The 20,222-nt window shown below is 66.3% G+C and carries 17 protein-coding genes and 1 pseudogene; 11 read left to right on the top strand and 7 right to left on the bottom strand.

Annotated elements, in window-relative coordinates; all coding sequences use genetic code 11:
• Positions 1 to 38: 38 nt before the first annotated feature.
• On the top strand, positions 39 to 677 hold the full coding sequence (locus OG874_RS44850; RefSeq protein ID WP_442943102.1) for a helix-turn-helix domain-containing protein: 639 nt from the start codon (positions 39 to 41) through the stop codon (positions 675 to 677).
• On the opposite strand, the pseudogene OG874_RS25700 reads toward OG874_RS44850, so the two are convergent.
• Positions 570 to 1,471, bottom strand: a pseudogene (locus OG874_RS25700) (IS5 family transposase). The gene OG874_RS44850 and the pseudogene OG874_RS25700 overlap by 108 nt on opposite strands.
• A 250-nt stretch (positions 1,472 to 1,721) precedes the next feature.
• On the opposite strand from OG874_RS25700, the gene OG874_RS25695 reads away from it, so the two are divergent.
• The gene (locus OG874_RS25695; RefSeq protein WP_330249697.1) at positions 1,722 to 3,035 is read left to right on the top strand and encodes a DUF4241 domain-containing protein; all 1,314 of its coding nucleotides are present in this window, start codon (positions 1,722 to 1,724) and stop codon (positions 3,033 to 3,035) included.
• 178 nt (positions 3,036 to 3,213) lie between these two features.
• Here OG874_RS25695 and OG874_RS25690 read toward each other — a convergent pair whose 3' ends face one another.
• Together OG874_RS25690 and OG874_RS25685 are read right to left on the bottom strand one after the other, a co-directional pair.
• On the bottom strand, positions 3,214 to 4,608 hold the full coding sequence (locus OG874_RS25690) for a pyridoxal phosphate-dependent decarboxylase family protein (protein WP_330249696.1): 1,395 nt from the start codon (positions 4,606 to 4,608) through the stop codon (positions 3,214 to 3,216).
• 74 nt (positions 4,609 to 4,682) lie between these two features.
• Positions 4,683 to 6,242: an FAD-dependent oxidoreductase gene (locus OG874_RS25685; RefSeq protein ID WP_330249695.1), complete on the bottom strand. Its 1,560-nt coding sequence runs from the start codon at positions 6,240 to 6,242 to the stop codon at positions 4,683 to 4,685.
• A gap of 107 nt (positions 6,243 to 6,349) precedes the next feature.
• Between OG874_RS25685 and OG874_RS25680 the strand changes: the two genes are divergently transcribed.
• The gene (locus OG874_RS25680; protein ID WP_330249694.1) at positions 6,350 to 6,838 is read left to right on the top strand and encodes a MarR family winged helix-turn-helix transcriptional regulator; all 489 of its coding nucleotides are present in this window, start codon (positions 6,350 to 6,352) and stop codon (positions 6,836 to 6,838) included.
• Positions 6,839 to 6,845: 7 nt separating this feature from the next.
• Here the strand turns inward: OG874_RS25680 and OG874_RS25675 are convergent, their stop codons facing one another.
• Positions 6,846 to 8,594, bottom strand: coding sequence for an FUSC family protein (locus tag OG874_RS25675; protein WP_330249693.1), 1,749 nt, complete (start codon positions 8,592 to 8,594; stop codon positions 6,846 to 6,848).
• 55 nt (positions 8,595 to 8,649) lie between these two features.
• Here OG874_RS25675 and OG874_RS25670 point away from each other — a divergent pair, with 55 nt between their 5' ends.
• The 5 genes from OG874_RS25670 to OG874_RS25650 all read left to right on the top strand — a co-directional run bounded on the left by OG874_RS25670 (position 8,650) and on the right by OG874_RS25650 (position 13,149).
• A complete protein-coding gene (locus OG874_RS25670; RefSeq protein ID WP_330249692.1) occupies positions 8,650 to 10,014 on the top strand; it encodes a glutamine synthetase family protein in 1,365 nt (454 codons plus the stop codon).
• Complete coding sequence (locus tag OG874_RS25665) at positions 9,995 to 10,744, top strand: gamma-glutamyl-gamma-aminobutyrate hydrolase family protein (RefSeq protein WP_330249691.1); 750 nt, start codon at positions 9,995 to 9,997, stop codon at positions 10,742 to 10,744. The genes OG874_RS25670 and OG874_RS25665 overlap by 20 nt, the downstream gene beginning before the upstream one ends.
• Complete coding sequence (locus OG874_RS25660; RefSeq protein WP_330249690.1) at positions 10,741 to 12,102, top strand: aldehyde dehydrogenase family protein; 1,362 nt, start codon at positions 10,741 to 10,743, stop codon at positions 12,100 to 12,102. Before OG874_RS25665 ends, OG874_RS25660 begins: the two co-directional genes overlap by 4 nt.
• 30 nt (positions 12,103 to 12,132) lie before the next feature.
• Positions 12,133 to 12,897: a 3-oxoacyl-ACP reductase gene (locus tag OG874_RS25655; protein WP_330249689.1), complete on the top strand. Its 765-nt coding sequence runs from the start codon at positions 12,133 to 12,135 to the stop codon at positions 12,895 to 12,897.
• Positions 12,898 to 12,975: 78 nt separating this feature from the next.
• Positions 12,976 to 13,149, top strand: a complete 174-nt coding sequence (locus OG874_RS25650) for a hypothetical protein (RefSeq protein WP_330249688.1) — start codon at positions 12,976 to 12,978, stop codon at positions 13,147 to 13,149.
• 83 nt (positions 13,150 to 13,232) lie between these two features.
• Here the strand turns inward: OG874_RS25650 and OG874_RS25645 are convergent, their stop codons facing one another.
• A complete protein-coding gene (locus OG874_RS25645) occupies positions 13,233 to 13,583 on the bottom strand; it encodes a hypothetical protein (protein ID WP_330249687.1) in 351 nt (116 codons plus the stop codon).
• Between the two features lie 115 nt (positions 13,584 to 13,698).
• Between OG874_RS25645 and OG874_RS25640 the strand changes: the two genes are divergently transcribed.
• Together OG874_RS25640 and OG874_RS25635 are read left to right on the top strand one after the other, a co-directional pair.
• Positions 13,699 to 16,431 carry a LuxR family transcriptional regulator gene (locus tag OG874_RS25640; protein ID WP_330249686.1) on the top strand — a complete coding sequence of 911 codons (2,733 nt, stop codon included), beginning with the start codon at positions 13,699 to 13,701 and terminating at the stop codon, positions 16,429 to 16,431.
• 102 nt (positions 16,432 to 16,533) lie between these two features.
• Entirely contained in the window at positions 16,534 to 17,217 is a 684-nt protein-coding gene (locus OG874_RS25635) for an alpha/beta fold hydrolase (protein WP_330249685.1), read from the top strand.
• A 2-nt stretch (positions 17,218 to 17,219) separates the two neighbouring features.
• Here the strand turns inward: OG874_RS25635 and OG874_RS25630 are convergent, their stop codons facing one another.
• Entirely contained in the window at positions 17,220 to 17,702 is a 483-nt protein-coding gene (locus OG874_RS25630) for an iron chaperone (protein WP_330249684.1), read from the bottom strand.
• A gap of 149 nt (positions 17,703 to 17,851) precedes the next feature.
• Here OG874_RS25630 and OG874_RS25625 point away from each other — a divergent pair, with 149 nt between their 5' ends.
• Positions 17,852 to 19,057: a cytochrome P450 gene (locus OG874_RS25625; RefSeq protein ID WP_330249683.1), complete on the top strand. Its 1,206-nt coding sequence runs from the start codon at positions 17,852 to 17,854 to the stop codon at positions 19,055 to 19,057.
• A gap of 187 nt (positions 19,058 to 19,244) precedes the next feature.
• Here the strand turns inward: OG874_RS25625 and OG874_RS25620 are convergent, their stop codons facing one another.
• On the bottom strand, positions 19,245 to 20,141 hold the full coding sequence (locus OG874_RS25620; RefSeq protein ID WP_442943101.1) for an alpha/beta hydrolase: 897 nt from the start codon (positions 20,139 to 20,141) through the stop codon (positions 19,245 to 19,247).
• Positions 20,142 to 20,222 lie beyond the last annotated feature (81 nt).

The following is a 20,222-nucleotide window of genomic DNA, read 5'->3' as shown; positions in this document are numbered from 1 at the left end:
GCGCAGCGGCGGCCGGTCGGGTTGATCGCGAAGTTGCAGTGTCGGAATCGTATGTGCGGCAAGTGATTCACGACTTCAACGCTCATGGGTTCGGTGCTTTGGACCCAAAATGGAAAGAGGGCAGGCCGAGCAAGACCGATCCGAGCACACGTGAGCGGATCTGTCATATCGTTCGGTGCTGCCCCCAAGATCTGGGCCGGCCGCTTTCGATGTGGAGTCTGTCGAAACTGCGGGATGTGTTGCGTATCAACCAGATCGCAGACCTCAGCCGGTGGCCCAGACGAGCACGCACGGGAGCGCCGAAAGGCGAAGTCCGGCCGTGCGTTTCAGCCGCGCGAAGTGCCACTCGGGATCCGGGGCCGAAGGCCGCGGCCGCGGCTCCTCGCCGATCGGTAGCAGCGGCCCGTCGATATCGAGGAAAGCAGTGGGAGGCTGGTGTACTCGGTCACTCACCATATGGTGGCCCTTCGATCCGGGCCGGTCGGGCCGGCAACACCAAGCCCGCCTGTCCCACTACCAGCGCCGTGGCCACCCGCTCACCTGAGTGTCGTCGCAGTACTAGGACCTGTTTAAGAAGCTCGCAGCCAGATGTTGATCGTGGCGATCTGCACGGTCGCCTTGAATCGGACGGCGAGTTTGTCGAACCTGGTTGCCACGGCGCGGTTTTGTTTGAGTAGGTTGATGCCGCATTCCACGGCATGGCGCTGCTTGTAGACCTGTTTGTCGAAGGTCGGAGGCCGTCCACCGGTCGAGCCCTTCTTGTGGCGGTTGGCCACTTGGTCGGCCTTGATCGGGATGGTCGCCTTGATACCGTGCCGCCGCAGGTAGGCCCGGTTGCCACGCGAGCTGTACGCCTTGTCCGCCAGCACCCGGTTCGGGCGGGTCCGCGGCCGACCGCCGCCGAGACGCGGCACCCGGATCTCCGCGAGCACTACCTCGAACTGTGGGCTGTCGCCCCGCTGACCGGCGGTGATCGCCACCGACAGGGGCTTGCGGCCCTGCTCGCACGCCAGATGCGTCTTGGTGGTCCATCCGCCACGCGACCGACCCAACGCGTGATCCTCGGGTTCGGGATCATCCTCGGTGCTGGGCGGTTCGGTCTGCAGATCCCCCTTTTCCGGGCACCGGCAGCATGCTGATGCGCCCGCGACACCGACGAGTCAACGCTGACATCCCAGGTGATCCGCCCCTGCGCGTCGGCCAGGGTTTGCAACGCCGACAGAATCGCCGCCCACACCCCGCCGCGCTGCCAGCGACGGAACAGCCCGTACACCGACTCCCACGGCCCGTAGCAGTCCGGGACGTCACGCCACGGCGACCCGGCCCGAATCTGCCACCGGATCCCGTCGATGAGCTGCCGTTTCGTCCACTTCGGCGGGCGACCGGACTTCGTCCCGACAGGCAGCAACGGCGCAATCACGGCCCACTGCTCGTCGGTCAAGTCCGCCCGCCTCGTTGCCGGTACGCTGATCACGAGGTCTCCGGTACTCAGGTTCGTCTTTGTATACAAACCATCTACCGGAGACCTCACTCATTCCCGGCCAACGACACACCCTGCCCGACAAGCACTTTCGTGTCAGAACAGCTGGCACGAAGTCCACTTCCCAGCGCACCGACGAGGTTCGCCATGGCCGAGAAGCCACCCGATCGAGGAGCACTACGATCGCGTCCTCGGGAGTGATCGTCCTCGGGAGTGATCGTGCAGAGGTAGGGAGCAGACGTTGACGGATCCGGCAACGGCAATCGTCGAAGTGTCGTATGCAATGGGCTGGGACTTCGCCACAAGGTCAGTGCTCTACCCGCTGAATGAGACCTCAGCCAGCGAGCGGGACCGGAAAGGTCGGCCTTATGTGGTGGTGTACGGCACGCTGCAACGGCGTTATCCCCTCGAGGTGCACCTGGTCTCTTGGAACGATCATTACTTCGGTATCTGGGCCTACGACGAGCAGGGTCGTCGGGTAGCCGGCGCCGACCTGCGATTGGTCGAGCCGGACCGGCTGTTCATGCGCCGGATGGAGAACTGGCACTACACCACCTCGGACATGCCCGAATTCGCCTGGGACGCAGGCCAGGACTCTATAGACCACCCTAACCCCCAGGGGCCGGGTCAGCACCGGCTCGCACCGCAAGGGAACGCGGGCCCCTCCATCGGTCAGGGATGGTCGAAAGACGATCAGATCTGGTACTCCAAACCGCGATTCGGTAAGCCCGCCTTGCTGCTTCGCGGCACCACCCGCCAGATCAGCGGCCCTTTGACCTTCCGGGAAGCGCCCATGCCTGCACAATGGCAGGGATCGTCATCGTTGCTCGCTGGTGCCTCGTGCCCCTGGGAGCCTCCTCATCCCGCGTTGCCAGGTCAGCTCGGTGCTCTCTTTCAGCCGGGCGCTCGGATCGCATACATCGGCGACGTGGCCAGCCATGAGGAGATCGTCACCGTCGTGGATCCGGTCGACGTCGGGGAGGTGAGCATTCCCAGTGGAAGGCTCATCGTCGATATGGCCTATGTAGATAGGGACTACCCCGACACCGACCGTCGGGTTCGCGAACTGTCTGAGCGGATCCCTGCGGGGACCTACCGGGTCCAGGCCGCGATGGTCCGCGAGGACTGGGAGTACCAGGGTCGCAGCGGCTCCAACGTTCATTCGAGAGCGGTCCGGCTGGTGCTCGCCCCCGAACCTGCGGTCACCTGGGAACTCGCACTCTGCGAGAATGACGATCTGCGGCTGCTGCAGTCCGGAGATGTCGTCGGCTACCTGATCGACAATGGTGACGACGGATGCTTCGCCGACGCTTCCGCCTGGGAGGCGCTCGCGGACCAATATGCCTGCTGGTTCGACGATGGCGACGACTCCGGAATCGAGCGTCTCGCCGACGGCTTCACCTGCGTCCACGACAAGGCTAGCGGCGGGGACATGATCGCCTTCCCCGCCGCGGGCGGCAGAGAAAACTCGGTGTGGCTGGGGCGTGCGGAATCTGGTCAGCTCGTGGCCATCCTCGCCGCCACCAGTCCTCTCGTCAACGTTCGACTGCTGTGATCCCCGTTCCCTTCTGCAATCACCGACTTCAATTCCGGATCGCCGACCACATCGCCACACATCGATGAGGCAGGCGGGATTATCCAAGGGTGCCCAGACATCACGACAACATTTTCCGCCCCACGCTGACTGCACTGCACAGCAGCGCAGTCACCTCAAACCACTTCTTAAACAGGGCCTAACTGTCGAGGCCGGTGCAGGCCGCGATGATCGCGTCGTAGATGCGGTCCAGGTCGGCGTCGGTGGTTCGCCAGTTGCTGAAGGCGGCGCGTAGGGCTGGCGTTCCGTTGTAAATGGTTGGTGTGAGGAAGGTTTCGCCGCTTTCGGTGATTGCTCGGGTGAGTGCCTGGACCCGTTCGGGGGTCGGCCGGTCGGTCAGGGTGAAGCACACGACGTTGAGTCGGACAGGTGCCAGTAGTTGCACCGAACCGCTCAGGCTGAGCCGGTCGCCGAGTCGTCGCGCCGAGGCGACGTTGCGCTCCACGATCTCCCGATGACCTGCCTTGCCGTAGGCGGTCAGGGTGAACCAGGCGGCCAGCGCGCGCAGGCGGCGCGAGCTGTCCGGCACCAGGTGGACGAAATCCGGTGTGCCAGTGGGTGTGCCGAGGTATGCGGCGGTGTTCTGGAAAACCTGGACCTGAAGGTCGCGGCGGCGCGTGAATTGCACTGCCGCGTCGTAGGGCACATTCAGCCACTTGTGCAGGTCGACGCAGACCGAATCGGCCGCGGCCAGCCCGTCGACGAGATGGGCGTGCTCCGGTGCGAGTGCGGCGAATGCGCCGAATGCTCCGTCGACGTGCAGCCAGAACGGGTACCGCTGCTTCAGTTCCGCGATGGCGCGCAGATCGTCGAAGTCCACCGTGTTCACGGTGCCCGCATTGGCGACGACGATCGACGGATGGCCGTCGAGCGCGTCCAAGGCGTCGGTGAGCCGCCGGATGTCGACTGCCTCGCGTCCCGATTGCGTTGGTACCAGCCGTAATTGGTTGCGGCCGATGCCGAGCATGGCGAGTCCCTTGTAGATGCTCGCGTGCGGCGCTCCGGATAACACGTGCACGGGCCCGAGCGCGCCGACTCCGGCGTCCGCGACCGAAATCCCCAGATGTTCGCCCAACCACTCACGGGCCGTTGCCAATCCGACGAAATTCGACATGGTCGCGCCGGAGACGAAGGCGCCGGTGTGTTCGGTCAGCCCGAACAACTGCCCGAGCCAGCCGACGGTCTCTCGCTCGAGCGCCGAGGCCGCCGAATCACCGGTGGTGATGGTGTTCTGGTCGAAAACGCCGGTCAGCCAGTCGCCCGCCAGTGCGGCGGGAGTTGTTCCGCCGGTGACGAATCCGAGGTAACGCGGGCCCGCGCTACCCGAGAATCGCGGCTCCCACCGCTGCTGGAATTCCCGCAGCGCCGCCCGCAGTCCGACACCGACCTCCGGGAGCGCGGCGGCGTCGGTCACTCCGGATGGTCGAGCCACGGGCCTGGCATCGAGCCCGGCCAGCACCTGCTGCGCCACGTGCCGGGTCTCGTCCAGCAGCGCGGGTAGGTCCGCGAGATCATCAGCGAGTTTCGGATCCATCCACCGACCCTAGATACACGGCCCAGCCGCTGTCGTGGTCCAGTTCCGACGAACTGGACGTATCCGGCCGCGCGTCAAGACGAGAAATTCAGCCGCAGAACAGGATCGGCGCGTCGAGAACGGATGCGCGCGGCGACATAGCCATCCGGGCGAATCAGCACGGCCGTGTCCTCGTCTATGTCATAGACCTGGTGGGCCTGACCGTTGGGATCGATGAGCACTCCAGCGCCGCTGGCCGCGGTGTCGGTGGTGATCCGGACCGTTCGCAGCGGAACGGCGAGTGGGTCGTCGATCGGATCCAACGCCGCGGACTGGCCGCGGTCGAAGGTCAGCAGTGTCCAGTGCGGACCCCGCAGCACGTCGAACAGGCGAATGTCGTGGCCGACAGGGTCGCGACAAACCACGTCAGGAGCGCGATCGCCAGGACGGACGCCAGCGTGCTCGGGCTCCGGTGTCGAGCGGGTGAGGGGGCTGTCGGGGTAGCCGATGGTGAGTCCGGTGGTGAAGTCGTCGGTGAGTCCGCGCTGGGCGGACGATCCGTCACCGTTCGCGGCGTCGCGCATGAACTGATGCAGACGAGTCGTGCTGTCGTCGAGGACGGCTCGGGCGACGGGTCGTCGTTCGAGTTCGTAGGTATCCAGCAGGTCCGGATCCGCGCCGCCCAGGACAGCGGCGAGTTTCCACCCCAGGTTGTAGGCGTCCTGGATCCCGGTGTTCATGCCTTGACCGCCGGCGGGTGAATGCACGTGGGCGGCATCTCCGGCCAGGAAGACACTGCCGACGCGATACCGGTCGGCCAGGCATACGTTGACCTGGTAGAGCGACAGCCAGCCCGCGTCTTCGAGGGTCACTCCCGGCACACCGGCGCGTTCGGCGAAGATGCGACGGAACAGTCCGAGTGCGGGTCGGTCGGGTTCGGGATCATCGGCGGGGACGGAGGCCTGGAACTGCCAGATGTCGGTGCTCGGTAGCGGAAACAGCGACAGGATCCCGTGCTGCGGGCTCATCCACACGTGCTGGCAGCGCCGGTCGAGACCCTCGACGCGCACATCGCCGAGCCACCAGCGGTGGGCGCCATAGGAGTCACCCTCGAGCCTGCTGCCGATCTGTTGCCGGACGACACTGCGGCCACCGTCACAGCCGACGACATACCGCGCGCGAACCCGCTCGTCGCCGTCTGTCACGCGCACGGTCACCTCGACGCTGTCGCTGTTCTGCACCAACCCGGTTACGGCTGACCGCCATTCGACTCGGCCGCCCAGTTCGGTCAGCCGATCACGCAAGATCGCCTCCAGCAACGGTTGTGACAGCCACACCGGCGGGTAGGGCACACCCGGCGCCGTCATGCCGACCGCCGCCTCCACCGCTTCGGATAACACTCGGTCACGGTCGTAGTGCCGGGTCGGCACATGGATCGCACCCAGCCGCAGGACTCGGTCGATAACACCGAGATCATCGAGCACCTCGAGAGCTCGCGGCTGAATCGTCTTGGCCCGCGAGGCCGTGCTCGGCCCATCGAGGCGGTCGAGCACGCGGACGTCGATACCGCGCCGGGAGAGGTCGCAGGCCAGCGTGAGTCCGGTCGGACCGGCACCGACGATCAGCACCTCCGTGAAACTGGAGCGATCCACCATGCTATTTACCTACCTTAGGTATTATTTATGTCGACGCCCGAATCCGGCGAGTCGATTCGGATGGAGCTATAATATACCTAACTTAGGTATCTATCAACGGAGGGCTGATGACCAGCGAGAACGACGCTCTGCTCGGACTATTGCCGCGCATGACCCGGCTCAGTGCCACACTCGGTCGCGGTCAGTTGTTCGAGCGGGCGACCACCTCGGCCGGAATCACAGTGGAGCGACCCGCGATGACGATCCTGGTGATCCTCGAGGCGGCCGGTCAGCCGCTGCGGGTCGGCGAGATCGCGACCCGCATGCAGGTCGCAGGCCCGCACGTCACCCGGCAGTTGAACGGGCTCGAGCAGCGCCGACTGGTCCAACGCGTTCCGGATCCCGACGACCAACGAGTCCGCCTGATCACACTCACCCCGTCCGGGGAGAAACTCGTCGGCCGCTACCTGCAGGTCGTCAACGGCTGGTTCGGTCAAGCACTGTCCGCGTGGCCCGAATCCGACCAGCGCGAACTCGTCCGACTACTCGGTCGCCTCGTCGAGGATCTCGCGGCGCACTTGGACACCGTTGTCGACGGTGACACGGACATCGAATAGTCAGCGTTCACGACTGTCGAGATGTCGCGGAGCCGGTCAGACGCTGGATTTGTCGGGTCCAGCTGTCGGGGTCGGCGAGCAGTTGGTTCGCGGGCGTCATCCAGCACTCGGCGAGCAGGTCGTAACCGATCCGGCCGATCTCGGCGTGTCGGGGCCACCGCTCCTGTGTCCATGCCGGTTCATCGCGGAATGCGGCGACACCGCTGAGGTGGTTGCCGACGAGTTCGAATTGGAGATCTCGGCGCAGGCGCAGGGGGGTTGAATCGGTGGGTGGTTTTGTGCGCAGTGTCTCGAGCAGGTTCGACGCCACCCGCAGCACTCGCGATTCGTTCCAGCGCAGGTCGTGGCGATGGGCGCGGGGCACGATCGTCCACATCGCCATCACCGCGACCAGTGCGCCGACCAGCGTTTCGATCAACCGATCGCGGATCGGCACCACTATCGGCCCGCCCAGTGAGCCGCTGATGAGCAATGCCAGCGGCGTGATGAAGATGACGGCGATGCCGTAATTGCGGGCCACGAACAGATCCGTCAGGAACATCAGCGCCATGAGGACCAGCACCAGAACCACGCCCGACGGCGACAACGCGTGCATGACCGCGAACACCGCCAACCCGATGACCGTGCCGCCGACGCGATGCAGCGCGCGCACGGTGCCGACGATTCGATCCGGCCCCAGATTGAGTACCAGCACCGCGGTGATCACTGCCCAGTCCGGTCGGCCCAGGTCGAGTAGCACGCTGAGACCGCCCGCGATCCCGGCGGCGGCCAGCGTGCGCAGCGCGGTTGTCGCCGCATGCGATCGAATCGTGAGCGAGCGCCGCAGCCGCTCGGCGATCGTCGGCCGCGTCATCGGCACCGGTATGTCGAGTGCGGATTCGTCGTCGGCCGCTCCGATGAATCGACGGTGTGCGGTCAGCATCGTCTGGACGATCCCCGAATCCGGTGCGCGAGCCGGCAGACCCGCGTCGTGGACGGTTGCCCAGGCGGTATGCATGGCCGCGCCCGCCACATGCCGCTCGGCGGCGGACGGCTGCGCGCGTTCCAGGCATTCGAGGTAGGCATCGACGGCTCGCAGACCCGCTGCCGCCGCGGTCTTTTCCGGCGCGTGCGCATCGCGCAGCAGCGGACTCATCGAGACCAGCACCGAACTCAGCACCCCGAGCGCGGTGTATCCCACGATCACCGGCACCGAAACTCCAGCGGATGCCATCCGCATCGCGACCGCGCAGGCCAGGACGAAGAAGAACATGCCGGGCGGCCCGGCTCGGCCTGCGACCATGACGTAGCTCGCGACCAGGGCGACCACGGAAAGCGCCGCAACGATGATGATTCCTTGCCCCAGATCGTGGCTGCCGACTACGGCCCCGATAGCCGCGGCCGTCAGGAACCCCGCACCCGCGAGCAGCACTACCCGCCAACGCATCCGATATGCGCGTCCCTCACCGTAGAGCACCGCGAACGCCCCGAGCGCGACGATCATCGCCTGCTGCTGATGACCCACCGCCAGCACGATCAGCGCGGGCAGCCCGAATGCGATCGCCGACCGCGCCGCCACCGCCCACCGCCAACCCGGATGCGCCGAGCCGAACAGCAGTGCCCGCCGCCGCGGTGGCGTCGGCACCGGGTGGTGCGATCGGTCGAACGGTACGTCCTCCACCAGGCCATTCAACACCGACGCCGAATACGCACTGGGTTCGCAGGCCACCGAATATGAGGTGGACAACCGACCATCGGGTTTTGTGTGTCGGGTCACATGCGCGGACCTTTTCCTCTAGCGTGGGCACGGTTGATGCCGAGAGGGGTCGTGGATGCGTACGGGGATGCTGGAATTGGTGCGGTTGCGGGCGCTGGTCGAGGCGGGGGAGATCGACACCGTGCTGGTCGCCATGACCGATATGCAGGGGCGGTTGCAGGGGAAGCGTTGTGCCGCAAGGTTTTTCCTGGACGAGATAGTGTCGCACGCGACCGAGGCGTGTAACTATCTGCTCGCCGTCGATGTCGAGATGACGACGGTCGACGGATACGCGATGTCCTCGTGGGACACCGGCTACGGCGACTTCGTGCTGCGGCCGGATCTGAGCACCTTGCGGCTGGTGCCGTGGCAGCCGGGCACCGCGCTGGTGCTGTGCGATGTCGAGCAGGTGGATCCGGCGAACAAGCCGGTCACGGTGTCGCCGCGGCAGGTCTTGCGGGCGCAGCTGGATCGGTTGGCCGAGCGCGGGTTGCGGGCGTTCGTCGGGACCGAACTGGAATTCCTGGTCTTCGACGACAGTTACGAGGCCGCGTGGAATTCCGGATATCGCGATCTGCGGCCCGCGAACCAGTACAACGTCGACTACTCGATGCTGGGCACCGCGCGCATCGAGCCGCTGCTGCGGCGCATCCGCAACGAAATGGCCGGTGCCGGCCTGTATGTCGAGTCGGCCAAGGGCGAATGTAATCCGGGCCAGCACGAGATCGCGTTCCGCTATGACGAAGCGCTCATCACCTGCGACAACCACAGCATCTACAAGAACGGCGCCAAGGAGATCGCCGCCCAGGAGGGGCGCAGTCTCAGTTTCATGGCGAAATACAATGAGCGCGAAGGCAATTCGTGCCACATTCACTTGAGCATGCGCGGTGAATCGGGGGAGGCGGTATTCGCGGGCGACGGTCCGCACGGCACCTCCTCGCTGATGCGGCATTTCCTTGCGGGACAACTGGATTGCCTGCGCGAGTTCACCTATCTGCTCGCACCGAATATCAACTCCTACAAGCGATTCGTGTCCGGCAGTTTCGCGCCGACCGCGCTGGCGTGGGGACGCGACAACCGGACCTGTGCGCTGCGCGTGGTGGGGGAGGGCCCGTCGTTGCGGTTCGAGAACCGGATTCCGGGCGGCGATGTGAATCCGTACCTGGCCGTGGCCGCGACCATCGCGGCCGGGCTGCACGGCATCGAGCACCGGCTGCCGCTCGAGCCGGAGTTCCACGGGAACGCCTACCGCTCTCAGCGTCCGCGGGTGCCGCGTACGCTGCGGGAAGCGGCGCAATTGTTTGGCGAGAGCAAGGTGGCACGGACAGCGTTCGGCGACGACGTGGTGGACCATTATCGGAATGCGGCACAGGTCGAGCTGGACGCCTTCGACGCCGCGGTCACCGATTGGGAGCGAATCCGTGGTTTCGAGCGGCTCTGAGGTTTCACCCGAACCCCGTCCGATCATCGGCCTGCCGACGTATGTGGAGCAGACCCGGTTCGGCACCTGGGATGTGGAGAGCGCGGTGCTGCAGCACAACTACGTGCGGATGGTGGAGCGCGCGGGTGGCATCCCGGTGCTTCTTCCGCCTAACGGGGTGGCGCGCGCGGAGCTGATCGATCGGCTCGACGGGCTGGTGCTGACCGGCGGCGCCGATGTCGACCCGGCGCGCTACGACGCGCCACCGGATCCGGCGCTCGGCCCGCTCAAAGCCGATCGCGACGAGTCCGAATTCGCCCTGCTCGCCTTGGCGCGCGCCGCCGGTCTGCCGATCCTCGCGATCTGCCGTGGCCTGCAGGTGGTCAATGTCGCGTTCGGCGGCACACTGATCCAGCATCTGCCCGATCTTCTCGGCAATGACGACCATTCCGGAACGCCGGGCGGCTTCTATCCGACCCGGGTGTCGACGGTGCCGGGCAGCCGCGTCGCCGCCATTACCGGACCCGAGGTGAAGGCGAACTGCCACCATCATCAGGCCATCGCCATCCTGGCCGAAGGCCTGGTCGCGACCGCGCGCACACCGGACGGCACGATCGAGGCGGCGGAGATGACGGACGGCTCGTTCCTGGTCGGTGTGCAATGGCATCCGGAGGCGGACGCGGCCGATATCCGGCTGATGCGGGCACTGGTCGAGGCGGCGGCGACATATCGAAGGGAACGGAATCCGTGACGACAACGCAGGTGGTCAACCCGGCGACCGAGCAGGTCGTCGCGACGCTCGAACTGGTGGGCGCGGCCGAGACCGACGCGGCCATCGAACGGGCGCAGCGCGCGGCCGTGAGTTGGCGCGAGGTCGCACCCGGCGACCGGGCCCGGCTGCTGCGCCGGTTCGCCGAGGCCGTCGACGCGAATCTCGAGCAGTTGGCGCAGTTGGAGGTCGCCAACGCCGGGCACACCATCGGCAATGCGCGCTGGGAGGCGGGCAATGTCCGCGATGTGCTGCATTTCGCCGCCGGCATCCCGGAACGGCTACTGGGCAACCAGATTCCGGTCGCGGGCGGAGTGGACATCACCTTCCACGAACCGCTCGGCGTGGTCGGCGTGATCGTGCCGTGGAACTTCCCGATGCCGATCGCGGCATGGGGTTTCGGGCCCGCGCTGGCCGCCGGGAACACCGTCGTGCTCAAACCCGCCGAACTGACCCCGCTGACCGCGATCCGGCTCGGCGAACTCGCGCTCGAAGCGGGGTTGCCAGCGGATGTCTTCCAGGTTCTGCCCGGTAAGGGTTCGGTGGTCGGGCAACGGTTCGTGACCCATCCCGCCGTGCGGAAGGTGGTATTCACCGGCTCTACCGAGGTGGGTAAGCAGATCATGGCCGGGTGCGCGCAGCAGGTGAAGCGCGTGACCCTCGAATTGGGCGGTAAGAGCGCCAATATCGTATTCGCCGATGCCGATCTGGAGCGTGCGGCCGCGACCGCACCGTATGGCGTCTTCGACAATGCCGGGCAGGACTGCTGTGCGCGTTCCCGGATTCTGGTGCAGCGCAGTGTATTCGACCGATTCCTCGAGCTGCTGGAACCTGCCGTGCGCGGCGTGCAGGTCGGTGACCCGGGTGCGGAGTCCACCGAGATGGGTCCGCTGATCTCGGCCGCGCACCGGGCTCGCGTCGCCTCGTTCATCGAGCCGTCGACCAAGGTCGCGTTCACCGGTACCCAGATCGACGGACCCGGATTCTGGTATCCGCCAACGGTTGTGCTGCCCGACGCGCCCGCTGATCGAGTGCTGACCGAGGAAGTGTTCGGCCCCGTGGTCGCGGTGGTCCCGTTCGAGGACGAGGCCGACGCTCTGCGTATCGCCAATGACACCGAATACGGTCTGTCCGGCTCCATCTGGACCAATGACGTCGGCCGGGCGCTGCGGGTGTCGCGCGGTGTCGAGGCCGGCAACCTGTCGGTGAATTCGCATTCCTCGGTGCGGTATTGGACGCCGTTCGGCGGATTCAAACAGTCCGGGCTCGGGCGCGAACTCGGACCCGATGCGGCACTGGCCTTTACCGAGACCAAGAACGTTTTCATCGCCACCAACTGATCGCCACCAACCAATCGAGTAGGAGATGCGTTGCAGCGCTTACAGGATCGAGTCGCCGTCGTCACCGGTGGCGGCAGCGGTATCGGCCTGGCCACGGTCCGCCGGTTCGCCGCGGAGGGCGCCAAGGTCGTCGTCGCCGATATCGACGTAGTCGCGGGGGAGGCCGCGGCCGAGGAGGTCGGCGGACTGTTCGTCAAGGTCGACGTCACCGACGAGGCTCAGGTCGAGGCCCTGTTCCAGACCGCCGTCGACACCTACGGCGGACTCGATATCGCCTTCAACAATGCGGGCATCTCACCGCCTGAAGACGATTCGATCCTCACCACCGGTATCGACGCCTGGCGCCGGGTACAGGAGGTCAACCTGACCTCGGTGTATCTGTGCAGCAAGTACGCCATCAACCACATGCTCGAGCGGGGTAAGGGCTCGGTGATCAACACCGCGTCCTTCGTCGCCGTCATGGGTGCCGCGACCTCGCAGATCTCCTACACCGCATCCAAGGGCGGTGTGCTCGCGATGAGCCGCGAACTCGGTGTGCAGTTCGCCCGCAACGGAATTCGCGTCAACGCGTTGTGCCCCGGACCGGTGAACACCCCCTTGCTGCAGGAGTTGTTCGCCAAGGATCCCGAACGGGCCGCGCGTCGGCTGGTGCACATCCCCGTCGGCCGCTTCGCCGAGCCGGAGGAGATCGCCGCCGCCGTCGCATTTCTGGCCAGCGACGACTCCTCGTTCATCACCGCGTCGCAGTTCCTGGTGGACGGTGGTATCTCCGGCGCATACGTCACGCCGTTGTGAAGGTACGGTTGGAGTGGGCGGGCTCCTGCGTACAGACCAGGATTCGCCATTCGTCGCCGATCAGAGGAGGCTCGTGAGATGAGTACGGAAGATGGGCGATCGCCCGGGCTGTTCAGTCACGACGCCCTGCCGTTGGAACCGTCGGTGGAAACCGCTGCGTCAAGTGGTGGCGGCGCGGACTTCCGTCCGGTGTTCAGCCGCTCCGACGGCAGCGCGCCCGGCTCGTATCCGCAGCCGGAGCAGGGGAACTGAGGACGCGTAGCGCCCGCCCAACCGCGGCGCTACGCGCACAGTGATAGTCGAGGTACGGGTAACGCCCCGGCGTTACCCCGCACTCAGTCCACAACCATCTCGTGACACCTCCGCGACAGCGGGGAATCCGCAGCTCCTGACGGTTTCTCTGGCTTCAACGCCGGCCGCGGGTCGCTGACCGACGCTGCTCGATTCCGGACCCGTCCGCTCACCTGTTTCGCCAGGTGGACGACGGGTCGGTGTCGCACGCTCATCGGGTTTTCGCCCACGCTGCGGTACAGCCGCGCAACCGACCACACGGTCGCGCACAGCAGCAGCCCGTTGCGCAGTGTCAGAACCAGCACTCCCGGCCAGCTGCCGGTGGCCACCCGGTCGTAGACGAACGGGAATTCCACCTGGCTCACCAGCGCCGCAGCCAGCACCAGCAGCTGCACGGGCCGCTGCGTGGACCGCGCGTCGAGTGCGCAGACCGCGGCCACCTTCGCCATACGCCGCACGACGGCATCGACTCGTCACGAGAATGATGTGGTAGATCGGAGTGTGGTTGCAATGTTGTTCGGTCGCGCGGTCGAAACCGAGCTGATCATGTCGTTCGTCACCGGCGGGCCCGGCGGTGCCGCGGTGCTTGTGCTGACCGGCGAAGCCGGTGTCGGCAAAACCGCTCTCCTGGATACGGCCGCCGAGATCGCGACCCGGCACGGTTCTCGAGTGCTCCGGGCGGCTGCGCTGGAGTTCGAAGCCGAGTTGCAGTTCGGTGCCTTGAATCAACTCCTGCAGCCGATGATCGGCGGCATCGACGGTCTCGACGCGCCGCACCGCGGGGCGATACGCACGGTGCTGGGTCTGGCGGCCGGCGCTCTCCCCTCCCAGCTGATCGTCGGTGCCGCGACCTTGGCGCTCCTGCGTGCCTGGGCCGAGGCCGAGGGGTCGCCGGTGCTGTTGGTCGTCGACGATGTGCAATGGCTGGATCTGTCCAGCAGCATGGCACTGATCTACGCGCTGCGGAGGCTGGCCGGCGCTGAGGTCCGGTTGCTGGCGGCGACCCGGGTCGATGCCGATGACGCGTTCATGCGCAGCGGGTTTCGCGTGCACGATGTCGCGCCACTGGACGACCTCAGCGCCGAGGAATTGCTGACGACGGCATATCCCGCGTTGTCGGCGGTGGTGCGACGGCGGCTGCGCGCGGACGCCCGCGGGAATCCGCTGGCGCTGCTGGAGCTGCCAACGACCTTCGAAATACAGGACGCCACAGCACGTCTGCCGGAGGTGCTGCCGCTGACGCGGCGGTTGCAGACGCTGTTCGCCGAGCGGCTCGAAAGCCTGCCGGAAGATACCCGGCGGATGCTGTTGTTCGTCGTCCTCGCCGGTACCGAGAACAGCACGACCCTCGGGGATTGTGTCCCCACCCCGGAGGGCCGAGACGATCTGCCGCCCGCCGAGCGGGCCGGAGTCGTGCGAGCGAATCCGCGCACCGGCCGGCTCGAGTTCCGCCATCCCTTGATTCGCTCGGCCGTCGTGGAGCAGTCGACCAGTGCGGAGCGCAGAGCCGCGCACCGCATTCTCGCCGACGCTTTCGCGCGATCGCCCCAGCGGCGGGCTTGGCATCTCGGCCAAGCCGCCACCGGCCCCGACGAGGACGTGGCGGGACTGCTCGAAGCGGTATCGCAGCAGATGGTCCACGATGGTGACAGCGGGCGGGCGACCGCGACGATGCTGCGGGCCGCCGAACTCAGTCCAGCCGACAGTGACCGTGCGCGCCGCACCGCACGGGCCGCCTATTTGGGATCGTTGATCACCGGCGAACTCTCCGATACCGGTCGATTGCTCCGCGACACCCCTGATTCCGGGACGAGCGGCCAGTCCTTGGCGGTGGCCCTGGCCGCGTCCTTCCAACTGCTCAACAACGAAGGTGATGCCGCGACCGCGAGCCGACTGCTACTGGCCGCGCTGCGGAACACCGCCGACCTGGAACCGGACGAGGAAACAGTCGTCGAGGCGCTGCACACGCTGCTGTACATCGGGTTCTACAGCGGCAGGCAGGAGTTGTGGCCCGATATCCGCGATGCCCTCGATCGCGTACTGCCGCGCCCGGCCGACACACTGTCACTGCTCAGCGGTCCGTTCGTCGATCCGGTGCACACCGGGGCGAAAGCCTTGGCCGATCTCGATACGGCGCTGGACGAGCTGCGGTACTCCTCGGACCCGGTGCGCATCGTGCGCGTCGCGACGGCGGGCTCCTACCTGGATCGGGTCGGACGAGTTCGAGAACCGCTGCAGCGCGTGATCGAGGACGGCCGCGACGGCGGTGCGGTGGCGAAGGCGATCGAGGCGCTGTTCCTGCTCGGCATCGACGACTTCGCCTGCGGCGCATGGGATCAGCTGATCGACGCCACCACCGAGGGCCTGCGCCTGTGCGCCGATCTCGGTTACCTGCTGACCGCGGGACCGGGGCAGTTCCTGCGCGGACTGGTCGCCGCGGCGCGCGGGGACGCCGAAATGGTCGACCAGCTCGGCGAGCAACTGCTGCTCTGGGCCGCCCCGCGCAAACTCGCGACCTTCGCCGCCTATTCCTCCCACCTGCGGTGCCTGTACGCCCTCGGTACCTCGGCATTCAGCGACGCGTACCGGCACGCGGTCGCGATCAACCCGCCCGGGACCTTTCTGCCGCATACACCCCACGCGCTGTGGCTGGTACTCGACCTCACCGAAGCGGCGGCCCGCAGCGGACGAATCGAGGAGGCGCGGGCGCACGCGCGTGCCGCGAATTCGGCTGGGCTGGCGGAGCTTTCACCGCGACTGGAAATGATCACCAATGCGGCGCTTGCGGTCGGTCACCCGGACGAGGCGAGGTCGCTGTTCGAGGCAGCCCTGGCCGTACCGGGTATCGAGCGCTGGGTGTTCGATCGAGCGCGCATCGAACTCCTCTACGGTGAACACCTGCGCAGGGAACGCGCGACCGCGGCGGCCAGAACCCATCTCGGCACGGCCGCAACGGTTTTCACCCAGCTCGGGGCCGAGCCGTGGGTGCGCCGAGCGCAAGCCGAACTGCGCGCTGCCGGTGAGACCGCACCGGCGCAAGGATCCACCGCGTTGACGCCACGCGAGCAGGCGGTCGCCGAACTCGCCGCCAAGGGTTTGACCAACAAGCAGATCGGTGAACAGCTGTTCTTGTCGGCGCGCACGGTCTCGACGCATTTACATCGTGTCTTCCACAAACTCGGGGTCACTCGCCGTGGCGCATTGCGTGATGCGATAGAGCGCCGGGCCGAATCCGGCCAGTGATCGCGCGGTCTCGGCTACCTACGTCATTCGACGGATTCCGGACGGCGCGGACCGCTCTAGTTTCGTTGGTGTCCGACAATCCTTCGAACCGAGGAAACCGATATGCCTTCGACCGACAAAACCGTAGTACTCGTCCACGGCGGGTTCGTGGACGGCTCCGGCTGGCGAGCCGTATACGACGAGCTGACCCGTGACGGCTACCAGGTCCGTATCGTGCAGAACCCCACCAAGTCACTGGCCGACGACGTGGCCACCACCCGGTCGGTGCTCGATGATCTCGACGGACCGGCAGTGCTGGTGGGGCATTCCTACGGCGGGGCCGTCATCACCGAATCCGGTCTGCACGACGCGGTATCCGCGCTCGTGTACATCGCCGCCTTCGCTCCGGACAAGGGTGAGTCGGTGAACTCGCTGATCGCGGGTTTCCCGCAGGACGGCCCCCAGCCCCCGATCCTGCCGCCGCGGGAGGGCTACCTGTTCCTCGACCGGGCGAAGTTCCACGACTCCTTCGCCGGGGACCTGTCGGCCGCCGACGCCGCTTTTCTCGCCGATGCCCAAGTTCCCTGGGGGCTCGACGCCCTCGGCGGAACCATCAGCGAGGCAGCTTGGCGGATCAAGCCGAGCTGGTATCTGCGTGCCACCGATGATCGGATGATTCCTCCCGCGGCCCAAGGGTCGATGGCCGAACGCATCGGGGCGACGGTCCACGAAACGCCGGGCAGTCACGCCGTCTATGTGTCCCGTCCGGGGACCGTCGCCGAAATCATCCGCGCCGCAACGCAATAGCATCAGTCTGAGCTCGCTGCTTTCCGCACGAGCTCGCTGATCATCGCCTCGTCGGCGGCGGTCAACTTGGTCAGGGCGAAGGCGGTCGGCCACACGGTGCCGTCATCGAGGTTCGCGATGTCGTTGAAGCCCAGCGTCGCGTACCTCGATTTGAACTTCTCCGAGCTTTGGAAGAAGCACAGGACCTTGCCGTCCTTGGCATACGCGGGCATCCCGTACCAGAGTTTCGGTGCGAGGGACGGTGCGCTGGCCTTGATGATGGCGTGGAGCCGTTCGGCCATGGTGCGATCGGCTTCCGGCATCTCGGCGATCTTGGCGAGCACATCGCTTTCCCCGTCCGCCTTCGACGCGCGGGAACCGCGGCGTGCGGCCGTCTTCAGTTCCTTGGCGTGCTCTTTCATCGCGGCTCGTTCATCGTCGGTGAATCCCACGGAGGCCTTGTTCTTGGTGGTGGTGCCGCTGGCGGACTTCTGCGTGTCGGTCATTGCCGGTTCCTCCGTGTCGGTGTCGATGGGGACGAATCTCATGCTAGGGAGCTGACACGGTCGGCTGCTTCTTCAAAACTGATCGATCGATATCCGGGCATGACGGCCTACCATTGCCTGAGATCCGATTCATCCGGTCTAGGAGCGGCATGGCTGTGCCCGGCGAGGTTGGAGCCGAAATCGGTTGGAAACGGGCGATCGTCGACCGCGACGTTCCGTCCGCCCTCATCGCGCGGGCGCGGCGCAACGGCGGCATCATGCGGGTCAGGGTGCCGTTGCCCGGCCGGTTCTGGCTGATCACCGATCCCGACCTGATCGACCGTGTGCTGCGTACCGGTGCCGGCGAATTCGATAAGGGTGGCCCGATCTACCGGATCATCCGCAATGCGACCGGTGACGAGGGTCTGTTCGCGGTCAACGATCCGCAAACGTGGCGGATATTGCGTGAACATACGAATCCCGCGTTCGCGGCGGGCAATCTGACGGCGCTCGCGCACGAGAGTGTCCGTCGATTGATCGATCGGATCGACAGCTGGAGCCCCGATCGAGGCGTCGACGTATTCACCGAATTCAAACTGCTCAACGTGGAGCTGCTGGCACAGCATCTCTTCGGGCAGGCCGTCGACTGCGCGACACTGGTGCGACTGGCTCAGCCGATCTTCGACAGCCAGCGCAAGCAGTGGTTCCGGATCGGCGGCGGCAGATACCAGCGCGCCATCGCGGCCATGGACACCGAGGTCCACGCCATCATCGACCGGCGGCGTTCCTTGGACGACTGCCACGGTGACCTGCTCGGACACCTGCTGCAGGCGCGTCCGGACATTCCGGTTCAGCGGATACGCGATCAGGTGGTCAGCCACTTGATGGCGGGTTTCGACAGCACGGCCTGTGCTCAGGCGTGGGCATGCGTGCGGCTGGCCGACCATCCCGCCGAGCTGGCCGAATTGCGGACCGAAGTCGAAGCGCTGGGTGGTTGCGCACCGACCGCGGCCGACCTCACCCGAATGCCGCTGCTCACCACGTTTTTCGGCGACGTTGTGGCGCAGCGGCCGTCGTTCCCGCTCATCTTCCGCAATGTCGCGGCCGATACCGAACTGGCCGGTCGCGCGCTGCGTCCGGGGGACCAGCTGTTCATCGCGCCCGGGCCCGCCGGCCTGCCGTTCGGCATCGGCAGACGAAAATGCATCGGCGAACCGCTGGCGCTGCTGACCGGCGCACTGTCCATCGCGGTGTTGCTACAGCGGTTCGGCCGGTGGCAGCGCATCCGGCCGGGCGACCAGCAGGTTCGCTACGCGACCACGGCCCCGCCGCGACACAGCGAGATCCGCTTCACGCCTCGAGCTCAAACCCCTTGACGGTCTGTCGGGGCATCGCACGGCGAGCAGAGCGCGTCAGTCGCTGCTGTCCCGACGGGAACATCCGTCGCGATAGCAGCAGCCGTCATCCTCCCTCCCCGCTGATCACACGGCGTGACCCACCAGGAATCAGCGACCACACCGAGACCACCGGTGGCGCGCTCGGGTCGCCGCCAGAACAGCCGCGTCAGTGCGTGGCGAGTGCGTCGAGGATCATCGGCCGCGCTGTCGCGAGCGCTTGCTGCCAATAGGGCCAGGTGTGCGTTCCGTTGACGATGTCGATGCGAGCGGGGATTCCGGACGCGATGATCTGATCACGGAACATCTGGGTGGCGGTCAGCGTCATCGCCTCGAGGGCCATCGCGTTCACCGTATTGCCGATGCCGTATGGCAGGTCGAGCGGACCGGGCTGGCCATCGCCGGTCGAGACGTATATGGGCAGTCCGCGCAGCAACTCTGCCTGCACCGTGGCATCGTTGCGGCTCCACGCGGGGTCACCGGCCGGTCCCCACATATCGTCCACATTGAAGTTGCCCTCATCCAACATGGCGGCACGCATCGCTTCGCTCCAGAGCGGAAACGTCGGGTGCAGGAATCCGGAAAAGGATCCGGCGAACTTGAACTGGTCGCGATGGTGGCCCGCCAGCACCAGCGCGGCGTTGCCGCCCATGGAGGCTCCGACGATGGCGTCGTTGGTTCGCGATACGCCGTACTGTGCCAGGTAGGCGGGCAGCTCCCGGGTGAGGAAGGTCTCCCATTTGTACGTCGTCGTCTGACGGTTGGTACTACTCGGCCGATACCAGTCGGTGTAGAAGCTCGACCGACCACCGACCGGGAACACCAGAGTGATGTCGTCGTTTGCGAACTGACGCAGCGCATCCGTATCGGTGGTCCACTGACTGTGATCGGCCGGCGCACGGAGACCGTCGAGCAGGTAGAGCGCCGCGCTCCCACCCCGAGCGGCCCACTGCACCTGAACTTCGATCGGCCCCATACTGGACGGCACGGAGAGTTCTTGGAAACCACCTACCGGTGTCGGCAATACGGGTGCGGCACCTGCCGCCGCCGCCCCGATCCCCGACACCAGCACACCTGCCGTTACGACAGCGCCGACCGTCCTCAGAAAACCACGAATTCCCCGCCGCTCACCAGATCGCACTGCCGC

The organism is Nocardia sp. NBC_00565 (assembly GCF_036345915.1).
GTDB lineage: Bacteria > Actinomycetota > Actinomycetes > Mycobacteriales > Mycobacteriaceae > Nocardia.
Note: the sequence above shows the minus strand (reverse complement) of the source record. Positions and strands in the feature narration are given on the sequence as shown.

Excerpts from the sequence above, each read along its gene's own strand:
- OG874_RS25690 (WP_330249696.1), bottom strand. The coding sequence starts at position 4,608 with ATGGATCCGAAACTCGCTGATGATCTCGCGGACCTACCCGCGCTGCTG.
- OG874_RS25685 (WP_330249695.1), bottom strand. The coding sequence starts at position 6,242 with ATGGTGGATCGCTCCAGTTTCACGGAGGTGCTGATCGTCGGTGCCGGT.
- OG874_RS25680 (WP_330249694.1), top strand. The coding sequence starts at position 6,350 with ATGACCAGCGAGAACGACGCTCTGCTCGGACTATTGCCGCGCATGACC.
- OG874_RS25670 (WP_330249692.1), top strand. The coding sequence starts at position 8,650 with ATGCGTACGGGGATGCTGGAATTGGTGCGGTTGCGGGCGCTGGTCGAG.
- OG874_RS25650 (WP_330249688.1), top strand. The coding sequence starts at position 12,976 with ATGAGTACGGAAGATGGGCGATCGCCCGGGCTGTTCAGTCACGACGCC.
- OG874_RS25640 (WP_330249686.1), top strand. The coding sequence starts at position 13,699 with ATGTTGTTCGGTCGCGCGGTCGAAACCGAGCTGATCATGTCGTTCGTC.
- OG874_RS25635 (WP_330249685.1), top strand. The coding sequence starts at position 16,534 with ATGCCTTCGACCGACAAAACCGTAGTACTCGTCCACGGCGGGTTCGTG.
- OG874_RS25630 (WP_330249684.1), bottom strand. The coding sequence starts at position 17,702 with ATGACCGACACGCAGAAGTCCGCCAGCGGCACCACCACCAAGAACAAG.
- OG874_RS25625 (WP_330249683.1), top strand. The coding sequence starts at position 17,852 with ATGGCTGTGCCCGGCGAGGTTGGAGCCGAAATCGGTTGGAAACGGGCG.